Source organism: Burkholderia sp. Ac-20349 (assembly GCF_017104865.1).
GTDB classification, from domain to species: domain Bacteria; phylum Pseudomonadota; class Gammaproteobacteria; order Burkholderiales; family Burkholderiaceae; genus Burkholderia; species Burkholderia aenigmatica.
Genome location: NZ_JAAGPM010000044.1, coordinates 1 through 20064 on the forward strand (window position 1 = coordinate 1; position 20064 = coordinate 20064).

Annotated in this window: 16 protein-coding genes and 1 pseudogene; 8 read left to right on the forward strand and 9 right to left on the reverse strand. The window is 61.5% G+C overall.

Annotation, left to right across the window (positions count from 1 at the left end; translation table 11 throughout):
* On the reverse strand, positions 1–103 hold a 103-nt coding region (locus tag G3N61_RS39575), incomplete at its 3' end, for a LysR family transcriptional regulator (protein WP_241017777.1).
* 25 nt (positions 104–128) lie between these two features.
* Between G3N61_RS39575 and G3N61_RS16450 the strand changes: the two are divergent.
* Positions 129–1232: pseudogene (locus tag G3N61_RS16450) on the forward strand (enolase C-terminal domain-like protein); the annotation flags it as partial.
* 81 nt (positions 1233–1313) lie between these two features.
* Here the strand turns inward: G3N61_RS16450 and G3N61_RS16455 are convergent.
* Positions 1314–2303: an arginase family protein gene (locus tag G3N61_RS16455; RefSeq protein WP_205823035.1), complete on the reverse strand. Its 990-nt coding sequence runs from the start codon at positions 2301–2303 to the stop codon at positions 1314–1316.
* A 113-nt stretch (positions 2304–2416) separates the two neighbouring features.
* Between G3N61_RS16455 and G3N61_RS16460 the strand changes: the two genes are divergently transcribed.
* Together G3N61_RS16460 and G3N61_RS16465 are read left to right on the forward strand one after the other, a co-directional pair.
* Positions 2417–3052 carry an ABATE domain-containing protein gene (locus G3N61_RS16460; protein WP_346778575.1) on the forward strand — a complete coding sequence of 212 codons (636 nt, stop codon included), beginning with the start codon at positions 2417–2419 and terminating at the stop codon, positions 3050–3052.
* A gap of 123 nt (positions 3053–3175) precedes the next feature.
* Entirely contained in the window at positions 3176–3487 is a 312-nt protein-coding gene (locus G3N61_RS16465) for a hypothetical protein (RefSeq protein ID WP_205823038.1), read from the forward strand.
* Positions 3488–3670: 183 nt separating this feature from the next.
* Here the strand turns inward: G3N61_RS16465 and G3N61_RS16470 are convergent, their stop codons facing one another.
* From G3N61_RS16470 to G3N61_RS16490, 5 genes are all read right to left on the reverse strand, one after another.
* Positions 3671–5482, reverse strand: a complete 1812-nt coding sequence (locus G3N61_RS16470) for a flotillin family protein (RefSeq protein WP_241017774.1) — start codon at positions 5480–5482, stop codon at positions 3671–3673.
* Positions 5483–5572: 90 nt separating this feature from the next.
* Positions 5573–6232: an OB-fold-containig protein gene (locus tag G3N61_RS16475; protein WP_043185112.1), complete on the reverse strand. Its 660-nt coding sequence runs from the start codon at positions 6230–6232 to the stop codon at positions 5573–5575.
* A gap of 33 nt (positions 6233–6265) precedes the next feature.
* Positions 6266–6964 carry a PspA/IM30 family protein gene (locus G3N61_RS16480; protein ID WP_205823039.1) on the reverse strand — a complete coding sequence of 233 codons (699 nt, stop codon included), beginning with the start codon at positions 6962–6964 and terminating at the stop codon, positions 6266–6268.
* A gap of 66 nt (positions 6965–7030) precedes the next feature.
* Positions 7031–7534 (reverse strand): hypothetical protein, encoded by a 504-nt coding sequence (locus G3N61_RS16485; RefSeq protein WP_089449711.1) that lies wholly within the window; start codon positions 7532–7534, stop codon positions 7031–7033.
* Positions 7535–8083: 549 nt separating this feature from the next.
* Entirely contained in the window at positions 8084–9112 is a 1029-nt protein-coding gene (locus G3N61_RS16490; protein WP_205823040.1) for a hypothetical protein, read from the reverse strand.
* A gap of 160 nt (positions 9113–9272) precedes the next feature.
* Here G3N61_RS16490 and G3N61_RS16495 point away from each other — a divergent pair, with 160 nt between their 5' ends.
* From G3N61_RS16495 to G3N61_RS16505, 3 genes are all read left to right on the forward strand, one after another.
* Entirely contained in the window at positions 9273–10646 is a 1374-nt protein-coding gene (locus G3N61_RS16495) for a DUF4145 domain-containing protein (RefSeq protein ID WP_205823041.1), read from the forward strand.
* 692 nt (positions 10647–11338) lie between these two features.
* Complete coding sequence (locus G3N61_RS16500; protein WP_205823042.1) at positions 11339–12799, forward strand: LAGLIDADG family homing endonuclease; 1461 nt, start codon at positions 11339–11341, stop codon at positions 12797–12799.
* A gap of 2663 nt (positions 12800–15462) precedes the next feature.
* Positions 15463–15828, forward strand: coding sequence for a hypothetical protein (locus tag G3N61_RS16505; protein ID WP_205823043.1), 366 nt, complete (start codon positions 15463–15465; stop codon positions 15826–15828).
* Positions 15829–16078: 250 nt separating this feature from the next.
* Here G3N61_RS16505 and G3N61_RS16510 read toward each other — a convergent pair whose 3' ends face one another.
* Positions 16079–16324 carry a helix-turn-helix transcriptional regulator gene (locus G3N61_RS16510; RefSeq protein WP_205823044.1) on the reverse strand — a complete coding sequence of 82 codons (246 nt, stop codon included), beginning with the start codon at positions 16322–16324 and terminating at the stop codon, positions 16079–16081.
* A 207-nt stretch (positions 16325–16531) separates the two neighbouring features.
* Here G3N61_RS16510 and G3N61_RS16515 point away from each other — a divergent pair, with 207 nt between their 5' ends.
* A complete protein-coding gene (locus G3N61_RS16515) occupies positions 16532–17071 on the forward strand; it encodes a hypothetical protein (protein WP_205823046.1) in 540 nt (179 codons plus the stop codon).
* 460 nt (positions 17072–17531) lie between these two features.
* Here G3N61_RS16515 and G3N61_RS16520 read toward each other — a convergent pair whose 3' ends face one another.
* Positions 17532–18647: a CBS domain-containing protein gene (locus tag G3N61_RS16520; protein ID WP_205823048.1), complete on the reverse strand. Its 1116-nt coding sequence runs from the start codon at positions 18645–18647 to the stop codon at positions 17532–17534.
* Between the two features lie 540 nt (positions 18648–19187).
* Here G3N61_RS16520 and G3N61_RS16525 point away from each other — a divergent pair.
* A complete protein-coding gene (locus tag G3N61_RS16525) occupies positions 19188–20024 on the forward strand; it encodes a restriction endonuclease (RefSeq protein WP_205823049.1) in 837 nt (278 codons plus the stop codon).
* Positions 20025–20064: the final 40 nt, after the last annotated feature.

The following is a 20064-nucleotide window of genomic DNA, read 5'->3' on the forward strand; positions in this document are numbered from 1 at the left end:
GGCGGCCGAACGCCGGATGCGTGACGAAGCGGTTCTCCGCTGCGCGTGTGAAGCTGCGCGTGCGCGCGAGTTCGACGAAGTCTTCGAGCCATTTCAGTTGCATGGCTGGGCTCCTGGGTGGGCGATGGGGTGCGGGCCGCACGATCCGGCACGAGGTGACGTCGGCCGGCGAAGCGGCCGTGCTGCGCCAGCCGCACGAGATCAACCTGCGGCTCGACAACGTGATCACCGCGATCGAGGCGGCGCTGCTCGACTTGCTCGGCCAGCATCTCGACGTGCCGGTCGCGGCGCTGCTCGGCGAAGGCCAGCAGCGCGACGCGGTGCCGATGCTCGCTTATCTGTTCTACCTCGGCGACCGGCGCCGCACCGACCTGCCGTATCGCGACGAGACGCACGCATCGGACGCGTGGTTCCGGCTGCGCAACGAGGAAGCGCTCACGCCGGCCGCGATCGCGCGGCAGGCCGAAGCCGCGGTCGAGCGCTACGGTTTCGCCGATTTCAAGCTGAAGGGCGGCGTGATGGCCGGCGCCGACGAGATGGAAGCGATCGCCGCGATCAAGGCGCGCTTCCCCGACGCGCGCGCCACGCTCGACCCGAACGGCGCGTGGTCGCTCGACGAGGCCGTCGCGCTGTGCCGTGGGCAAGGCCACCTGCTCGCGTATGCGGAGGATCCGTGCGGGCCGGAAGGCGGCTATTCGGGCCGCGAGGTGATGGCCGAATTCCGCCGTGCGACGGGGATCCCGACCGCGACCAACATGATCGCGACCGACTGGCGGCAGATGGATCACGCGGTGCGGCTGCAGGCGGTCGACATCCCGCTCGCCGACCCGCATTTCTGGACGATGCAGGGCTCGGTGCGGCTCGCGCAGCTGTGCCGCGACTGGGGGCTCACGTGGGGCTCGCACTCGAACAACCACTTCGACGTGTCGCTCGCGATGTTCACGCATGCGGCGGCGGCCGCGCCCGGCACGATCACGGCAATCGACACGCACTGGATCTGGCAGGAAGGCGATGCGCGGCTCACGCGCGAGCCGCTGAAGATCGTCGGCGGCAAGGTGGCCGTGCCGGAGCGGCCGGGTCTCGGGATCGACCTCGACATGGCGCAGGTCGAGGCCGCGCATGCGCTGTACCGGCAGGTTGGCGGCACCGCGCGCGACGATGCGGCCGCGATGCGCTATCTCGTGCCGGGGTGGACGTACGATCCGAAGCGGCCGAGTTTCGGGCGCGGGTGACGACGACAGGGACGTTGCCGTTCGTTCATCGTCACGCCCGAATGCGGTCGAGCGACGGCCCGGCCCCGCTCGCCGCCGCCTTCAGCCGCACCGCGCGGGCAGCGCGGCAGCGCATCGCTCGATGCTGCGCGCGATGCGATCCGCATGCGCGAGACCGGGGTCAAGTCCGGGGTCATAGATGGTGAAGTCGATCCCCGCCACGCGCCCCGACGCAACGAGCGGGCCGAGCAGCGCGTCGAGCCCGTCGAAGTCCAGCCCCGGCGAACCGGGGGAATCGACGGCCGGCAGTTGCGACTGATCGAGTACGTCGAGATCCACGTGCAGCCACGCCTGCCCGAGCGCCCGCGCACCGAGCCAGTCGACCAGCTCAACCGCGACGGCGGCGGGCCCGCGCGCCAGCAACTGCTGGATCGTGATGCGCGAGATCGCCGTGCGGGCGATATCGCCATACGTGGCCTCGAAGTCGCCGGATTCGGATTCACGCTCGCCCACCTGGCATGCGTCGAGATCGTCGACGAGCGGGCCGTCGAGCGCGGGCCAATCGGTCAGCAGCGGCTCCCCTCGCCCGGTCGACAGCGCGAGATCCATCCCCGCCACGGAACCGAGCCGCTTCGAGGTGTCGTAATTGCCGGGGTGGAAGAAGTCGCTGTGCCCGTCGACATGCACGAGCCCGTTGCCACCCGCGCGACGGTTCCCCAGCAGGCACCCGAGCAGGATGCTGCAATCGCCACCGAGCACGATCGGAAAGGCCTGCCGCCTGCGCGCGTCGGCGACGCGCGCGGCAAGGTCGAGCGAGAACGCGCGGATCGCCGTGCCGTTGCGGATACGGGTTCCGGGCTGCGGCGCAAAGGCATAGGCGGGATGCACAAGCCGCGACACACTCGCGCCGACGCGCGCGGCGAGGCCGGTCGCCAGCAGCACGTCCGGGGCGCGCCAGGTCTCCGGCTCGAGACCGGCCGTGTTCGGCCGCAGGCCGAGGCTGCTGGGCGCGGCGATGAGCTCTATCGGCCGGGCGCCGCCGGGTTGCAAAGGGTCGGCCCGCAGGCCGGGTGATGCCGTCGACGTCGCCATGCGCTCTCCTCGCACAAGCACCGGTTACTGGATATGCTAACCTTTGAAACAACGTTAAAAGGTTAGCATCAATTCAACCCATGTCCCGCATTTCACCGGTTTTGGAAGCGCACGTGTTCGAGGCCCGCGATTTCGTCGGCGGCCATCCCGTCCTCGATTTCATCAACACGGTGACCGGCCGCGATCAGACCCCGCGCGACTGGCTGCCGGATTACGGCGCGTGGCTCGCGTGGCTCGCGCGATCGTCGGTGTGCTCCGCGCCCGACGTGGAACAGCTCGCGGCTCGCGCAGCCGAGGCGCCTGACACCGCCGAGCGCGCACTGCGCGACGCGAAGCGCCTGCGTGAAGCGTTGTTCGGCATCGTCGGTGCGCGCTCGCACGGCGCACCGGTGGCCGCGGCGGATCTGGAAACGCTGGAGCGGGCATGGAAGCGCGCGATGAACGACCGGCGGCTGATCGCAACAGCCGGGCGTATCGGATTCGACGATCCCGCTGATCCGGCAGACCTGCACCTGCCCGTCCACCGGCTCGCGCTCGATGCGGTGAAGCTGCTTGAAGCATCGCCCGACGGACGGCTACGGATGTGTGCGGGTTCGAATTGCGCGTGGCTGTTCATCGACCGCTCGAAGACGGGGCGTCGCAAGTGGTGCGACATGGCGACTTGCGGCAATGTGGCGAAGGCGCGGCGGCACTATCGCGCGGTGCGGCGCGCGCCGGACGGATCGACGAGCCACGACACGCCCGACTAACGGCGGACGGCCGTTGCCAAACACCGAAAACGCCCGCATCCTGCCGGCTACGCGAATCCGGCGGTCCCGCTCACGCGGCCACCTGTTCCTCGCCACCGTCCATCAGAATCTGAAGCGCTCGCCATGACGTCTCCCGATCCGAACCTGCGACAGATCATCGTCCTCGTCCCCTACTCGTTGCTGTGCCTGCCTGCGAGCATCACCGTCGCGGGCTACGCCGCGCTCGTGAAGACGCGCGACATTTCGCACTTCGAGGGCGGCGCCGGCTACGCATGGCTCTGGCTCACGATCGTGCTGACGCTGGTGTTCTATCCGGCAGGAATCGGGATTGGCGTGATGCTGCGGAAAAGGCTGGCGATTCTGGTGGCCATCATGGTGGCGTTCGCCGCATTGTCGGTGCCGACGTTCAAGGCCGCCTACGGGTTGCTGAGCTAACTGGCGCGAAGAACAGGAGCCTTGCTGCCGTCGCGGGCAGGCCCTGAAACAAAACAGGCCCGATCGTGCGATCGGGCCTGTCTGACGTCAGCGGGAACGCAAGGCAGGCGCGACGAGGCTTGGTCGCGCGGCGCCTCCGCTGCCAACCCGCGCCAACCGGGACGGGGCGGCGCACCCCGCGCGTTATGCCACCGCGCCGTCGGCTTTGGGTAATGCACCACCGACCGAGTGAACGGTGACCGGTGCGGGGGCCGGTGAATATGCCGATGTGTGTGCGGGTGCCGGTGCCGGTGCCGGCGCCGGTGCGTGTGCCGGTGCGTGTGCCGGTGCCGACACATCCGTCGGGACACCCGGCACGAGCCCTTGCAGCGAGCCGCCGGACAACCCGATTTCACCGAGCAGCGAATCGATCAACGGCGCATGTGCGCGATAGGACAGCGCCGCGGACATCGCTTGCTCGGCCAGATTGCCGCCGTTCGCGGCAGGCGCGACGCCATCCGCGGCAGCACCGCCACGGTTGAGCCCGTCGACCTGGATGATCTTGATGCCGTCGATCGCCTTCATCGGCTCGACCGTCTGCTGGATCACGGCCGGCAGTGCCTGCAGCAACGCCAGCTTGAACTTGAGGCTCGTCTGGTCCGACGACAGCGCATTGATCGCGTCGTTCAGCGCACGCTGCGCTTCCGCCTCGGCGAGCCCCTTCTTGCGCGCCGCCTCGGCCAGCTCGACCATCGCGGCCGCCTGCATCTGGGCCGCATCGCGTTCCGCGCGTGCCTGCGTCGTGATGTGAACGGCCTGCGTCTCCGCCTCCTGTGCCGCCTCGATCAGCGCGACCTGCTTGGCCCGGTCGGCTTCCGCGGTGCGGCGCGTCGTCTCGACCTGCTGCTCGGCCCGCACCGCACCCGCGAGCGACTCGCTCGCGCGCGCCTGCGCCAGGGACTGCGCCTCGGACTTCTCCGCGATCACGATGGCCTTTTCCTGCTGCGCGATTTCGGTCACCTTCGCCTGCTCGATCGCCGCCATCTGCGTGACGCGCGCCTGCTCGATCTCCTTCACGCGCACTTCGCGCTCCGCTTCCACCTTGCGGGTGCGCAGCGCCTGCTCGCGCTGGATCTCCGATTCCTGAATCTGCCGCTCGGCGCCGATCCGGCTCTGCTCGGCTTCCTGATGACGCTCGGCCTCGAACGTGGCGATCCGCGCGTTCTGCTCGGCCGTGCGCGTCTTGACCTGCTGCTCCTGCTCGAGCTTCATGAACGATTCCTGCTGATCGATCTCGAGCTTACGGGACAGCGCGTCGCGGTTCTTCTCGCGCACCGCCACCTCGGTATCCTGCTCGACCTCGTTACGCTCCTTGCGGCGCCGTTCGGTTTCCTGCGTGAGCTTGGTCAGGCCTTCGGCGTCAAACGCATTGTTCGGATCGAAGTATTCCTTCGACGTCTGGTTGAAGTTGGTCAGCGACACGCTTTCCAGCTCCAGCCCGTTCTTCGTCAGATCTTCCGCGACCGTGTTCTGCACGCCCTGCACGAATTTCTCGCGGGCGTCCTGCAGATCCTGCATCGTCATCTGCGCGGCGGTCGAGCGCAGCGCATCGACGAACTTGTCGTCGACGAGCGCGCGCAGGTTTTCCGGCGCCAGCGTGCGCTGACCGAGCGTCTGCGCGGCGGTCGACACGCCCTCTTCGGTCGGCGCGACCCGCACGAAGAACGCCACGACCACGTCGACGCGCATCCGGTCCTTCGTGATCAGGCTGTCGCGCGTCGCCCGGCTCACTTCGAGCTTCAGCGTGTTCATGTTGATCGGGATCACTTCATGAAACACCGGCAGCACGACCGCGCCGCCGCTCATGATCACCTTCTGCCCGCCGAGCCCGGTGCGGACGAAGGCGCGTTCCGCCGACGCCCGCACGTAAAGACGCGCGAAGATCATGCCGATCACGCAGATACCCACCACCACTGCCAATGCGACAGCGCCCCAGAATGAGAGTGCATTCATCATGATGTTTGTTCGACTCCTGTGTACGGATGGTGACAGCAAGGTGCGCCAGTCCACGCCGCTCTCAAAGGCAGTGGGCTGGTAAAACGGGATTCAGAGCAATTCGGGCCTGGGATTCTCGATGGCGTGGTAACGCGAACCCGAAATGCGCGACACGAGCAGGACCGTCGTGCCTTTCGCGAATGTGCGGCCGGCCTCGTCCGGTTCGACGCGGACGTAGTGCTGCTGCCCATGCTCGTCGACGAGCCGCGCTTCGGCCGGATTGCCGAGCGACGCTTCGCCGGTGACGATCCGTGCGGTGCGGCCGATGAAATCGGCTTCGGATACCGCCGTGGTTTCGGTCTGCGGGAGAAAGCGCGCGAAGAACTTGCCGGTGTGCCGCACGAACGGCAATGCCGCAAGCACGGCCAACACGACGGCCAGCCCGGTGGGCATCGTGACGCCCGCGACGGCCTGCATCGACGTCTGCAACGCGAGCCCGACCACCGAGAAACCGAGCAGGAAGAGGATCAGCAGGATCAGCAGCGGCACCCGGCCCACGTGCAGCCAGCCGAGAAACTGGCCGACGACGCCGGCGTCGGGCCCGCCATCCGCATGATCGAGACCGAAGTGCAGGACCAGCAGGTTGCCCGCATGCTCGGTCAGGCTGAGCCCCATCAGCATCGACAGGCACTCCAGCACGCCGATCACGATCATCAGCCCGATCGCGGCGACGAACGGCGCATTGCCCGGCAGCATCAGTGAAGAAGTCATTGTTGTTTTGCTCTCAGGTTCGGGGGCGAATCATCAAGACATGTCGTCCGCCAGCTTGCCAGATTGCAACTTCAAGCGGGCGACGCGCTCCTCGATTCGCTGTTCCTTGTGCAGGGTTTCCAGACGATGCAACAGCGAGGGATCGGCCGACGATGAACCGGTGCCCAACCCGACCGCCCCGGTCGCGCCGGCCATCGTCCGGTTGAACCCCTGTTCGAGCTGCTCGGCCCTCGGGTCGGCGCCCGCGCCCGCCGGCCCTTCCGTCCGGCGCTCGCCGTCGCCGGGCGCGCGCGCCGCGATCAGTTCGCGAAGCCCCGCTTCCATCTCCGCGCGTTTCGCGCGCAGCCCGAGCAGGTCCGCCTCGGCGGCCTGCGCGCGCTCGCTCGCGTCGTGAAGCGACTGCTGGAGCACGCCGAGTTGATCCTCGAGCTCGATCTGACGCTCCGCGCCGGCACGCACGGCCGCATCGTCGTTGCGGGCCAGCGCGGTGCCCAGCAGGTCGTTCAGTCGTTCGATCTCGTTGTTGATGCGCGCGATCGCCTTGGCCGCCTGGTACCGCGCCGCTTCGTGCCGGCCCAGCGCCACCCGCGACTGCGCGATCACATCGTCGAATTCGCGCAGGTATTGCTCGAGGATCGCTTGCGGCATGCGGTTTTCCAGCGAACCGATCAACGCATGCACGTTCGCGGTCATCAACCGTTTGACTCGGATACCGAAATGTTCTGTCGTCACGACTTGTCACTCCTTCTGGGATTCAAGCGGGCCGGCCGGCCGCCTGACGCCGGGTTCGCGGGCAGCTCACGAATGGGCCTGAGCCGGTTGAATGAGGCTCGCCAGCTCCTTGACCTCGTGCACGTACGGATCGAGCACGTCAGGATGATAGGCGGGCGGGTTGCCGGTCACGGCCAGGCGCAGCAGGCCGAGCAGCACGCGCATGCTCTTCGCGGTCAGCCGTGCCTCGAGTTCGCCGGCCGCCTCGCCGATCGGTTTGCCCGGCGGCGCCGCCGTCACGAGGCTGGCCATGAGTTCGGGGAGTTGCGCGGCGAGCAGCGTCACGATTTCCGAGCGGTGATGCGTCGCGTGTTCGTACGCGTCGATCGCGTCGAGCACCGGCCGCACCTGCTCCCTGAACAGCGCGGCGCAGCGCACGAAGTCATGCGCGCCCTTGACGCGGCGGCGCGCGTCGGCGATCAGCGCGCGGATCTTGTCGCTCGGACTCGTCGCGTCGGGCAATTGCAGCTCGACCAGCCACGCGAGGTCGTCTTCCGGAATTCGTACCGATACGGTTTGCATGACATCCATCCCTTCGAATCGATGACTCAAAGCATAGTGCGCTCGTATGCAAATGTATACGTTTGTATTTCGAGATAGATGCGCGGCTTTCGGTGCGCCAAAAACAAAAAGGGCTCGACCTTGCGATCGAGCCCTTCGAATTCCGTTGGTGGAGCGGAGGAGGATCGAACATTTGGCTGAAGATCCCGTGGATAGGAGATCCAGGTTTCCGGTCGCGGATGGTTGCCCCCATAGTTGCCCCCATGCCCTCCTCGTTACTGACATGCTCTCGGCGCACCCGTCGGTATCCATCGGTAACCATCTGTCGTGCTTCCTTCAACTTGGCGCAGCATCGCTGCGCCAGCGGCCACGGCGATCCGACTAATGATCCTGGCCAAGCCGAGCTTCGTAAAGGAGGGCACACGATGGCAGTGTCGCGATCGACAGCGAGCGCGAACATATCCTCGCGACTGGACCGTTGTCGGCCAGAAGAAGGCATTGACAGCCACACGTGTGCGGCGACGTACCAAGCTCAGGACTGGCCGTGTCGTACGGCGGTGCAAAAGAGCCGCAGCGCCCCTAAGCGGTAATGAACGCCAGCGGGGCCCTTCGACGCCAGTGGGCTGGCCGTGGCCGAGGGGCGGGTGCGGACATCGGGGTGCCGAAACCCAGGTTCGCCAACCCCAAGCGCACATGGTCCAGGTGAAAGTCGATGTGGGCGTTACGACCTTCACTAGGGTGCGCAACTGGCAGATACCTGTATGCATGGCCCCCGGTTCGCAGCTCAAGGATCTCGCCGGCGAGTTGTTCAGTGGCTTCCATAATCGTTCCGGGGCGGTGAACCAGCGTGCGCTGCTTCAGTAGACCCCAGGGCATCGCCCCCCAGGAAATGATTGTCACGTCGTCTGGCCTGTAGTGGGGGCGAGTGGCTGCCAACAACGCCTCAAATCCTTCCAGACACCCGTCGTAGCCGGCCTTCACCTTTCCGGTCGTCCTCTCTTCGGGCTCACGGTAATCAGGATAGATGTTCACGAACAGGAGCGTGCCGAGCTCGCCGGAGAGCAATGGTTCGGTCACGGCCGCATAGTAGAGCTTCTCGCGCCCGGGCAGAACTTCAGGCATACGATGCAGGCCATCTTGGCGCATGGGCCAGCTCAAGCTGTGTGGCTCCAGTGCGCGTTTCGGTACGATGGGATACCAGTCGTGTCCGACGATGACGATCAAGCGACGGCCCGTCGCCCTCCCGTACGTGCGGTGCAAAGCATGATCGGTCCACGGACAGATGCCAAAGCTGAAGCCGAGGTCATAGGCCTTGCACAAGGCGATCATGCGCGCGGCAAGTTCCGCTGCCGGCATGGGATGGTTCTTGCGCGCCTCGCCCTCAAGTTTCTCTACGGCTACGCTGAAGGCCTCGTACTCACTAAGCGTGGCGCGGTGGAAATCCGAGGTCAGGTAGCCCCAAGGACGTGTTCGCCCGAAGTCCAAGTAGCGGGCCAGCTGCGGCGTGATGCGCGGAAAGATCTCGCGATAAGCCTCGATGATCCTTTGGGCCTCCAGGCGTTCATAAGGATCTATGTCGGAGGGGGATTTGCGTGCCGATGGGGCCATAAAAGTGTGCCTATATTTTGTGCGATTCGCAGCCCCAACAGAACTCATCGCCCTGGCATTCGGGCAGCCTTTGGGAGCGTTCCAGATTTTATTCTTATTGACCAACCAACTTCATCGTGCACACTATTTCCTTACGCGATACAGTCGAGAAAATTACAAAATGGCGCCATTGATCAATACGGACCTGGATCTCGCGGACGACTTCTCCTGCAGTGTAGGATTCGCCTATCGAGAAGGCGTTGAGTTTAGTAGGGTCCTCCCATCGCATTCCCTTGTCCGGTTCCGCGACGTCCTCGACGAGATCTGCGTCGGCCTCGCGAGGCTTGCCGGCTTTGACGATTTGAACGACGGGAAAACGTCTTTGTTCGAAAAAATCAATTTCCTCGGCGACCAAAGAGTCATTCCGCGCGAAGTAAAAAATGCGTTTCATGAGGCTCGGAAACTGTGCAATTCCGGCGCTCATCAGTCACCAAAGCAGGGGGATCCCGACTCAGGAGCCAACACGGAATCACCAGTAAGAGATGCTCTGATCTGCAATGCGGAGGCCGTTCGCTCGCTCGTTGTTTCGTGTCTGCTGCATTCCTTCCAGAAAAAAAATAACGCCGTCGATGCGCCGGACGTCTCGATGGCTTCCATCGAAACCCAAGAGTTCAAACAAATCCTCTTCTCCGCCACGACAACTTCCGACCCGGACGTCAAATACAAGGCCGGCCTTTGGTGCGAAGGAGAGGCGGAGCGACGGCAATTCGAATTCAAGGGATTGATTGCGTCGGACGAGTTCGCAAACGACCAGACTTTTCTAAAGCGACTGGCCGCGACTTTCTATCAGCACTCGCACTCCATTCGACCAAATGTCGACGCTAGCTATCGATATGCCAGACTGATCACATTGGGGAAAATTGACGGCCATCTCGAAAAACAGGCGGTCGACATGATTGCAACCGCGGCAAAGGCCGGCCATGGTCGGGCCTGCGACCACTATGGTGGCATCCTGTATGAGGATGAGGCCGACTATGCTGGCGCCTTGCGCTTCTGGCTGCTTGCCGTGCAAAGGAACGCCCCAAGGGCCTACGTCGCTATATGGCACTACTACACGGATGGCAAAGCGTGCGAGCCGGATCCGGTAAAGGCAATCAACTATCTCAGGCTCGGTGTCGAGCAGAGCGATCCGGATTGCATGTATTGCCTAGGGCGGTGCTACAGCGAAGGCTTGGGCATTGACGAAAACATTGATATGGCGAGAGACCTTCTTGGCAGGGCCGGCGAAATGGGCCACGGATACGCGCGGGCCTATTTAGCCCTAGAGGTCAACGGTGGTACGGAGATAATCGCCAACCAGCTCGCAATGTTTGGAAGAATGATGCTCCATGCCATGGATCCTACCAGCGCGGCCCGCGCAGCAGTCAGAAATCCGTACGCTCTTTGCGCGTGCGGGTCAGGGAAAAAATACAAATGGTGCTGCAAAGCCAAAGACGATGAAGAGAAGCAGCAGGCAAAAATCTCAGCGGCGGCTCGCGGCATTCGACTAACCTGACCAAGCGCGTCGGAATTGTTGTCCGCGCCGGTTCCCCAGCAGCAAGCCTCTCCGCACTCCGGGGCCACGCTGGTCGTTTGATGTCTATGCGGAAACTGGACATGTCTTTGCTCTCTCATTTGCTTGTCGGATCCGAGCAAGAGGAGGTCAACACGACAAGAGTGCTGACGTAAGCGTCTACTGAAAGATCCGCCAACGGATTGACAAGGATGTCTATCTGATATTTGCGTGGGATCTGCCGCTCCCGGTTCAAGACCGAACGACTAGTACAAATCGAAACCGCTCCGACGCGTTTGGCAGGCCCCGGTCAGCTCCGGTCGTTTGCCTGACGTCTGCAAAAGGTCGTGCGGTGCTGGTAGTGAACCGATGATTTCTTCCCGCAACATCCACGTGCTGAGCGGTATCCAATCGAAGAAAAGGTGGGGGGCTGCCAATCGTGACAACTGACTCGCTATCGGACTGTCTACGGCCCATCGCCTAGTCACCTGGCATTATCCTTTCCGTCGCCTAGACTGTACTTGTCCGTACCAATGGAGTGCGAGGAGAGCGATGCTCTCGATGGACCGCCTGCCTGCAATTGGCGGCGCGACGCACTCCGGCGCACGGGATTCCCCAAAGAAATATCGCCGCCGGCTGATCAACCGGCGGGGTGGCCGCGTGCGCCTTCCTCGCTATTTGAGAAAGGAAATGCCATGGCCATCACCATCGTCCGAAGACCCTTTGGCAACGGCATGGCCTCCAAGGTAGTGTCATTGGGGCATCCCAAGCACTTCGCGACCAACGGTTCGCTTATCGAGTCTGCGCTGACGTCGAGTGTGAACCGCAATAACGCTTGGGCCGCGCATGTAGCGCGCCAGCTATCTGCCGCAGTTCCGATTGCTCGGCATCGACTCTGTGGATCGCTGCTCGTGATGCAGCAGCAGCCGAACGCAAAACGCGCGACATCTGGCGCCGCGCCATGGCCGCATAACCAACTCGCGGCAACAGTTGGGGGCACTCGCACGTTACAGCAGCCTACGGAAACTGAGACGAGTCAGACGAAACTCTCGTCCAACGACCCGGAGTTTCAGTGCGTGAGCGGCGATACGCTGGTGTGGACACCGACGGGCCAGCAGCGGATCGCCGACCTCGTGACAGACGAGGGCGTGCATGAGCGTGTGATCGACCTGGTCACGATGAACGGGCTCGAGACTACGAGCCAGACGTTCAAGCACTTCGCGACGGAGCTGCGCAAGATAACGCTGCGTGGTGGCATGAACGTGCGCTGCACGCGCGACCATCCGTTCCTGACCGAGGACGGCTGGTTGAAGGCCGACGATCTGCAAGTCGGACAGATCGTGCTACGCGCATCTGCACTTCCGACGATCATTCGCACAGTACCCACGCCACATCTCTGGTTTAACAAGGGTGCGAAACGAAGGGAGTTTTACGTCCCCGGTGCACTGACGACCGATCTCGCTTGGCTAATGGGGTTCTGGACGGCGGAAGGCTCGGCGACGGCCGGCTTCAAACGCGACTACGTGCTGTGGGCCACGACGATTCCCGAATGCCAGCAGCGCGTGCTGTCGATCCTGCGCGGCTGGGGACTGAAGGCCGAGATCAATGCCCACCGCGTGAACGTCTATTCTCAGGTCTTCACGCGCTCGTGGCTGCATCTGATGGAGGTCAAGGGCGAGAGCCGTGCGCGCAACAAGCGCGTGCCGAGGTCGATCCTGTGTTCGCCATTCACGGCCGACTATTTACGCGGCCTATTCCGCGGCGACGGCAGCGTCCATATCGCGAAGTCGGGACATCGAGGGCGCCGGCTCGTCGTCAATTTCACGAGCCTCAGTCACGAGCTGACTGATACGGTACAGCAGATGGTGATCGCGCTGAGGCTCCATTGCGGCTACGCGCATGTGGAATCACGCGGCACGAAGTTCATACAGTGGTCGGGCAAGGCGGCCGAAGAGGTTGTTGCCGCGCTACGACTGCACGGTAACATCGAACCGCAAACGTATGGCGTCGGAGGGCGCTCGCGTGCGCGCTGCTGGCAAGTTAGGTCGGTCGGGCCGACGCCGGATGACTGGGTCTACGACTTCACGGTGCCTGGCAGCCATTCGTTCATTGCAAACGGCATGATCGTACACGACACATTCCCCAAGCACGCGTAGTGGGCGAAGCGGATCCACGAGAGCCACCCCGTGGTACGTGCCGCTCAACAACCACACTTTTGCGATTGCAATCAATTGCAATCCCGTTTGTTGCTGACGCTCTATGGCAGCCGGCGTGCAGCCACCTAACGCTGATCTCAGTTCTGAAACGATTGTAGCCGCGTTTGCTTGGCTGCAAAAACACACGCCCTGTCGAGTCTCAGCGTTGCGCGTTCTGGCGCATATTGAATGCCGTTTCAAAGCTGATTGCTGGCGGTGACCCGTAGCCGCAGCAAATGTGGCGATTGAACGCTTGAGACCAGTACTCCGACGACAGGCTCGTCGCGGTTACCGCATGCAACGGCCCCCACGCATCGGCACACGCCTGGTCCCGAGGAAGAATACCTCCCTCACAAGCGTCGTTGGATGGCCCGACCATGTGATTCAATCCGACACACGCGCTCTTCTACTTGTCGGCTCTGGGTGAACTCTGAGCCAGGGAGTGCCGGATGCAGAACGGGCAACCGCCCGTGCCATCGCGAACGCGTTCGCCACAGTCTCTGCTGTAGTCTCTGTATATGATTACGCGCCAGGGGGCAATGGGTTGACCCCTGCGGTGCAATAGCCGCTGCCCGCTGGCAAGCAATCCGGCGCCCTTCTGGCGCGACCGATTCATGATGGACGCTCTCCTCTGCCACCCGCTGCCCTCCCGAACCGGATCTCGGCAGAATCGGGCCCACTACGCGCGGAACGGCCAGCGCCCGTGCGCCGATGCCCCTAACTTGCACGGCTCCGTGCGCCACGATACGATGACATCCAATCCCGAGCTATGGAGAGCGTGAGGTCCGGTGCAAATGCGCCAGACTTCGGACGGATCGCCCGCAATGGGCAGAGTGCAATCCGGCGCTCGGGCTCTCCCTGATGAGAATTCGGTCGCTGGGTTTTATCAACTGGGCGGAATCGCGTCGTGCTCACCACGCCTTAAGGGAGATCGAAATAATGTCATTTGCGATAATTTGAAGTACTAACTATATAAGCGAGCCATATAAGAAGAGGAAGTCGGGTCACACGAAGCCGAGAGCCCCGAAAATTTCGCTAAGCGAACCGGGATTCATCCGAGTCGCCCATTTTCAGGCGCTGCTCGGCGACCTCTCGCATTCGGCCTTCTATGCGCGGCTGAAACTCAAGCGGATTCCGCCTCCCGATGGTCGTGATCCGAGGCCTTATTGGAAAACGTCGACGGTCCGAGAGTTCTTGGAGCAACAGTAAAGGCACATGTGCCGCGCCAGGACCTGCAAGCGCGGCACACAAAACAACGCATGCGCATCGTCGGCCTACAGCAGTGCTGAAGATGCACTTCAAGCCCAAAGGCCACCGGCCAATGCATTCAATTGCAGGATATGCCTGGATGTTTTCGAACGAGTGGTTATGGAGCAAGACTGACAGAGGGGTCCAGCGCAATTCGCTTCCCGCCCCTGCGTCGGACGTGCTCCGACGATTTGGGGCGGCAGAAAATCGCCATTTCCGATGGCGAACCCTCGTCACAAAGCTACGCGCCAGAAAGCGTGAAGGCACTTGCTCGATACCGGTCATCTCTGGCAATTGATTGCAATGACGGCCGATGCGCCATCTTCATGCCCGTCGAGGCTGCTCTCGGTCCAACATTGGCGTTCCCTCCTGTTAGCCACGACTGAACGACATTGTGCAATTCTTTTTCCTACATTGTATATCGTCGTTGCGCATTGAAGAGCCGTCGCCCTCCCCCCCACTTTTTCCTGACATTGACAATACCTCTTCATTACTAATTTTTACATTCAAGGCTAAAACACGAATTCAAAGAGTGGAGTATTATTATTCCGTTCGGCTTGGCATCCGAATCTAGAGAGAATTGATTTTGCTCTACCCGAACCCCGTCGAGGATTTCGATTGGGGCTTGTGTACGGCAACTTGTCCCTGATCGTCTCAATTCTCTCTGGACCGGTTGCCGTGGCTCGCCAAGCCCAAGCCCCAATCAAAGTGCTTTACGGGGTTTTTTGCGCGCGCGCCGAACCGGATCGGCTATAGCGGGGATAACCAGCCAGGTAGTCGGATCTCGAGATTGGGGCCAACCGGGGCGCACGGGCCATTGGTGGGGGTGATAGCGGCATCACGTGAGGTAGTACAGCAGCGAAGACGATCACGGCACCAGCGCGCACCTGAACGCGTGGGGTAAGGCGAAAGCTCCGAGATCGAAATTCACGTGGTGTGTCGCACCGGCAGAACCAAAGCGGGGCGCGGAACGAAGCGCGTTCAAGTCTGCTGACTCGTGACAACTTCTCTCAAGAGCACGAGACGGAACTCAGGTTGACACCTGTACCATAATCACCCGAGCTTTCCTCGTTGAGCGAGGATCGCTTGGGATGGTTATGTCGAAATCTAGGTTGAACATTGGGTGTTTTGGGTTTTGGGTTTTGGGTTCGCTTGCGGGGTCGCCGCCGAGGCGCAAGCCGAGGAGCACCCGGAGCGTAGCGGAGGGGGCCATAGCGCGCAGCGCTGGGGTTTGAAGTTGAACTTTGGAGAATGGAGTCAGATGACCCACGCCCTTATCAGGTGAACGTGGGCCGAGTCTCGATTTCGATGCGTCAGTCGGGACTGTGCGTGATTTATTTTGCAATCCTGAAGTCACCTTCATTCGCGGAGCCAGTATGCGTCACGCAGATTATGCGAACTACCCGAACCGTCTGTTCGCTGCGGTAGACGTCAAGCCGGTCAAAACGGGGGTGCCTGAGCTTGCGCAGACTTGGCGAGAGCACATGTCGGCACTGCAACCAGTGCGGCCGGTCACGGAGTGGACTGGGAAAGAGTATGGGCAGCTTCGAGCCTTCAGCAATGCGGTGTCGAGCACCGGCCTCGATCCGGCTACGCTGATGGTATTTGCGCTGAAGAACTGGGAATCATTTGCCGCGATGATTCGGGAGGAGGAACATCTCCCGCGATCACCTGCCCGCCCGCACATCGGGTATCTGTTGAAGTTCCGAGAATGGCTGATTGTGGCTTGGCTGGCAGCCTAAGTACGAGGTCACCTTCTGGATCGGACAGTTTTAGGGACAGTCGGCATACGCACCGTGCACTTGATTGCAGGATGCGGCGGGATATACACGGAATCTCCGCTGACGATGACGCGACCGTACTCGCTCGATCCTGTTACGTGTCCGAGTGCCTCGTGCGGCGAGTCCCCGCGATTGCAAGGCCCGAGTGTCAGTGGCCAGCGACAGACTCCGGGCCGGGGAAGCGCTCCGCCGTCAGATAGCCTCGTCGCTATTATCGATCGGACTTTTGATGACCGGCCATTCGTTGCTCAACAAGCACGAAGAGTTCAGACGGACGCAATTCGAGCACGGCACAGAGCTTGAACAGAATCCGAATGCTCGCGCTATGCCTGCCCAGCTCGATCAGAGACACGTAGTTCCGCTCCATCTCGGCGGCATGGGCGAGCGCCTCTTGCGAGAGGCCCTTCCGCCTTCGCAGTGCCCGCAAAACCTCGCCCAATGCCACTTCCGGCTCCATCCGCCCCCCTTTAGATGGATGACGTTACGGGCGAGGCAAGGGATTGTCCTCACAATATTTTGGGCAAAAATTGGCTATCTTGGAGGAGCTGTTTGTTGCACGTGTCGGCCAGCATTCCGCCCAGAGCAGTCTGTGCAATCAATTGCACGCTGGCCGCCCACCCATTTGTACGGCACCGAAAATAGGCAGGCAGAAAGGGGACCACGAATGTGCGGCCAAAAAGAACCGATCCTGACCGACACGAAAAGGGCGTGCATCGTCACGGTAGTGGCGCTGATCGTTGGCGTCTGCGTGCAATACGGGTACGTTCACGACTGGCACTATACGCACGCTAGCCAGGAGCGGGCCGCAGCCGAAAAAGCAGCAGAAGAGACGCGCGCATCTGCGGCCGAGGACGAGAGAGAGAAGCGACATCAAATCGCCGAGGTCGAAGCAATGGTTGCCGCCTCCCTAAAGGATCCGCAATTGGCGCAGTTTCGCGATGTATATATTGGCATCTCGTACGCCTGTGGCCAGGTCGACGCACGGAATGGCTTCGGTGGCTATACCGAATTTAACGACTTCTTCGTAAGTGGCGTCGCGAGCTTCTATTTCGGCGATGCGCACCTGACCAGTGGTGCGAAAGCCTACATACGGGATCCCGACATGGCTGACACAGTGTGGGGACACATGCTGCCTGACGAGTGCCTCACCCACTGGGCAGGACAGCGGGGAATGGATTGGCTCAAGAGGGTAAAAGGCTTGTGAGCCTCAACGCTGGCGCCGCTGCACTCGGCCGTACGGCTCCTTCACCCAGGATCGACTCGCTGGCTTTGGTAGTTAGCAATGGGTTTGACCAGACACGGTAACTGCGATCCCGAAGGCTCCGCCGCCGATCGACACGCACAGCTGTAGACCGTTCTACATCCACATGACGCATCGATAGAAAATCACCGATCTCGGTCGTGACGTAAAAATAGTGGCAATCTGTACCTTGGTCTCCACCGCACATCGCCCTTTTCGGTCTTCACATTCGTTGAAGATTGGGACTTTTTACTGCTTCCATGTGTAGAAGCCCGAGCGTCTTCCAACTGACAAGCAACATTCCGAATTGCAATTGATTGCAATCGCGTTCGGCATTGAGCCTGATACGAACGCTTTCGCCTCGAGGCATCGCGCGTCAAGATGCTCAGTGCTCTGCATGCCACGCTCAACGCGGCCTACAAGGCTATGCTGCGACAGCGACACCTGCACCTACGGCTGCAACGGGCTGGTGAACCTTAAGCTGGTGAAGGAACTGAACAAAGTTTCGGAGTGAGTCCCGTTCTACGTCGGTAATCCGATCGGAGTCAAAGTGCATGACATCATTTCGAAGTTGACGTATCTCATCAAGTTCCTTCACGAAAACGCCACGGTCAACTCGTAGCCCCAAACGTACCCAGTTGTCAGGATTCTGGATCAACCTGATATGCTCGCCCAATGTCAGGTCTGCCACAGATTCAACGCTGCGTTCTGGATCATTCTCGTTGCGTACGGCCTCTAGTTCGAGCTGAGTGAAGCGACCGTCGATCAGTGCTCGGATATGGTTCTCAATTTCGCCAATCAGCAAGAACGGCTCAGCCAAGTCTTGGAACTGTTGGCTAAGGTCAGTGGTGGTTAGAATTCCAACGACTACGCGCCGCTCATCGCGTACTAACACATATGAGCTTTCGATAATTCGATTGATTACTTGGAAAATCGAATCGGTAGCTTTGACTTCGACATGCTGCCGCATACACTCCCGGACGAAGCGGGGCGGTGGATGGCCTAGTGTCATTGCGGGCCCGATACTCTCCCAACTAACAACGCCTCGGACATCGCGCTCATTGGTCATGACAGGAAGCTGAGAATAGTCGTGCCGCAGCATCAAGGTCGCTGCCTGTTCCAATGTCGCGTCCGGGCCAATGGTGACCAGCGGCAATCTGGGATCGAGCAGTCGGCTCACTCGGTAGGCAGGCTCCACGCCAGCACCGCCGACAAACTCGACCACGGCTTCCACCTCTTGAGCCATGGGCTGGTCACCGGCTTGTTGGCCGGGTTCCTCACCCGCTTGTGGCTCCTGCTGTAGTGCATTGGCAAGCATCAACTGAACTCGGCCGTCAATGTGTGAGCCTTCGAAGTCGGGCACAGTCTCGAGGCCGGCTTGCTCGAGCGCGCGTCGAACCGACCGATTCACGTTTGCCCCTCTTCGAAGGGCGTCGAACCACCCGATGAGTTCGCGAACGGAGATGGGCTCCACTGGCCGTCCGTCTTGAAGTGATTGGGCAATGTCGTTAAGGAGGCGATTTCTAGCTTCGGCTTCCATGATGGGCACGCGCGACGAGCTTAAAAGAGAAGAACAAAGTGACGTTGATCAATATAGCGCAACCTTGCAATGGTCGAACCGCTTTTTAACCTGTGGCGCGATCCATGTGGATGTGCGACGGCGTGGAGTACATCTTGGCGGAATTTCGGCTGTAGGCGGGCAGGAACCGCGCAACCCCGCGGGGATTTACATCGCATTAAATCGTCTTTATCGCCGTGCTCCATGTCGCGTCACTCGGCCTCAGAAACGATTGCAATTAATTGCACGGGACGCCGGGGCCCATCGTCCGGCGTCGATTCGAATTCGTGGTACACCGCCCATTCGACACTTGCAACGAATCGCCGCTCGGGTGCAGCATGTCAACGCGGTCGATCAACGAGACTCGTCTGCCTGCTTCCGTCCGAGACCGACTACCTGTGTTGACTGGGCCTTGCGAATTGCAATAATGCTCTGTCGGCCCTCGGAGACGAACGAACATGGCAACCAAGCTCTCTCGCTCCCGCGAACTCGCTGCCAAAGTCCTCTTCCGCCTTTCAAATCTTGCAGGAGCGTGGCGGTGAACTCGCCGGTCGGGACGTCATCGCGGAAATCGAAAGACGCGTATTGCTCGACGACTGGGCCACCCAAACCTACGAGAAAACGGGTTACGTTCGATGGCAATCGATCCTGCATTTTTTCAGCATCGACTGCATCAAGGCGGGCTTTCTTCTCAAGAAGAAGGGCGTCTGGTACTTGACGAACGAAGGTGAGCAAGCGCTCACGCTCGGTGAGGTGGGCCTCTTGAACGCAGCCGTGGAGGCCTATCGCGTGTGGCGTGAGAAGAATCAACCGACCACCGAGCCAAGGAACGGCGACGAAATAGCTGAGGTCGTCGAACAGGCGCAGGAAGCGACCATTCACGAAATGGAGCAGCTCGCGGCCGAGGGATTGAAGAAGCAGATTTCGCTGAAAAATCCCTACGAGTTCCAGGACCTGATCGCAGCCCTGTTGCGCGGGATGGGCTACTTTACGCCGTTCGTAGCCCCCGCCGGCAAAGATGGCGGCGTCGACATCATTGCGTATCGAGATCCGCTCGGCACGGTCTCCCCGCGAATCAAGGTACAGGTCAAGCACAAGATCGACACGGCGGCGAGAGTCCAGGAAATCCGCGAGTTGATGGGACTGCTCCAGAAGGACGGCGATGTCGGCATCTTCGTGGCTTCGGGTGGGTTCACGCCCGACGCCAAAGCCACGGCCCGCAGCTCACACGCGCACGTCGAGTTGATCGATTTGGATCGGCTCATCGCGTTGTGGCAGCAGTTTTACCCGCAACTCGCCGAGGACGACAAGGTGATGCTCCCGCTGACGCCGATCTACTTCTACGCGCCGTCGGTCTGAACGCACCACATGACGCGAAACCGGCAGGGCAACCGATCCG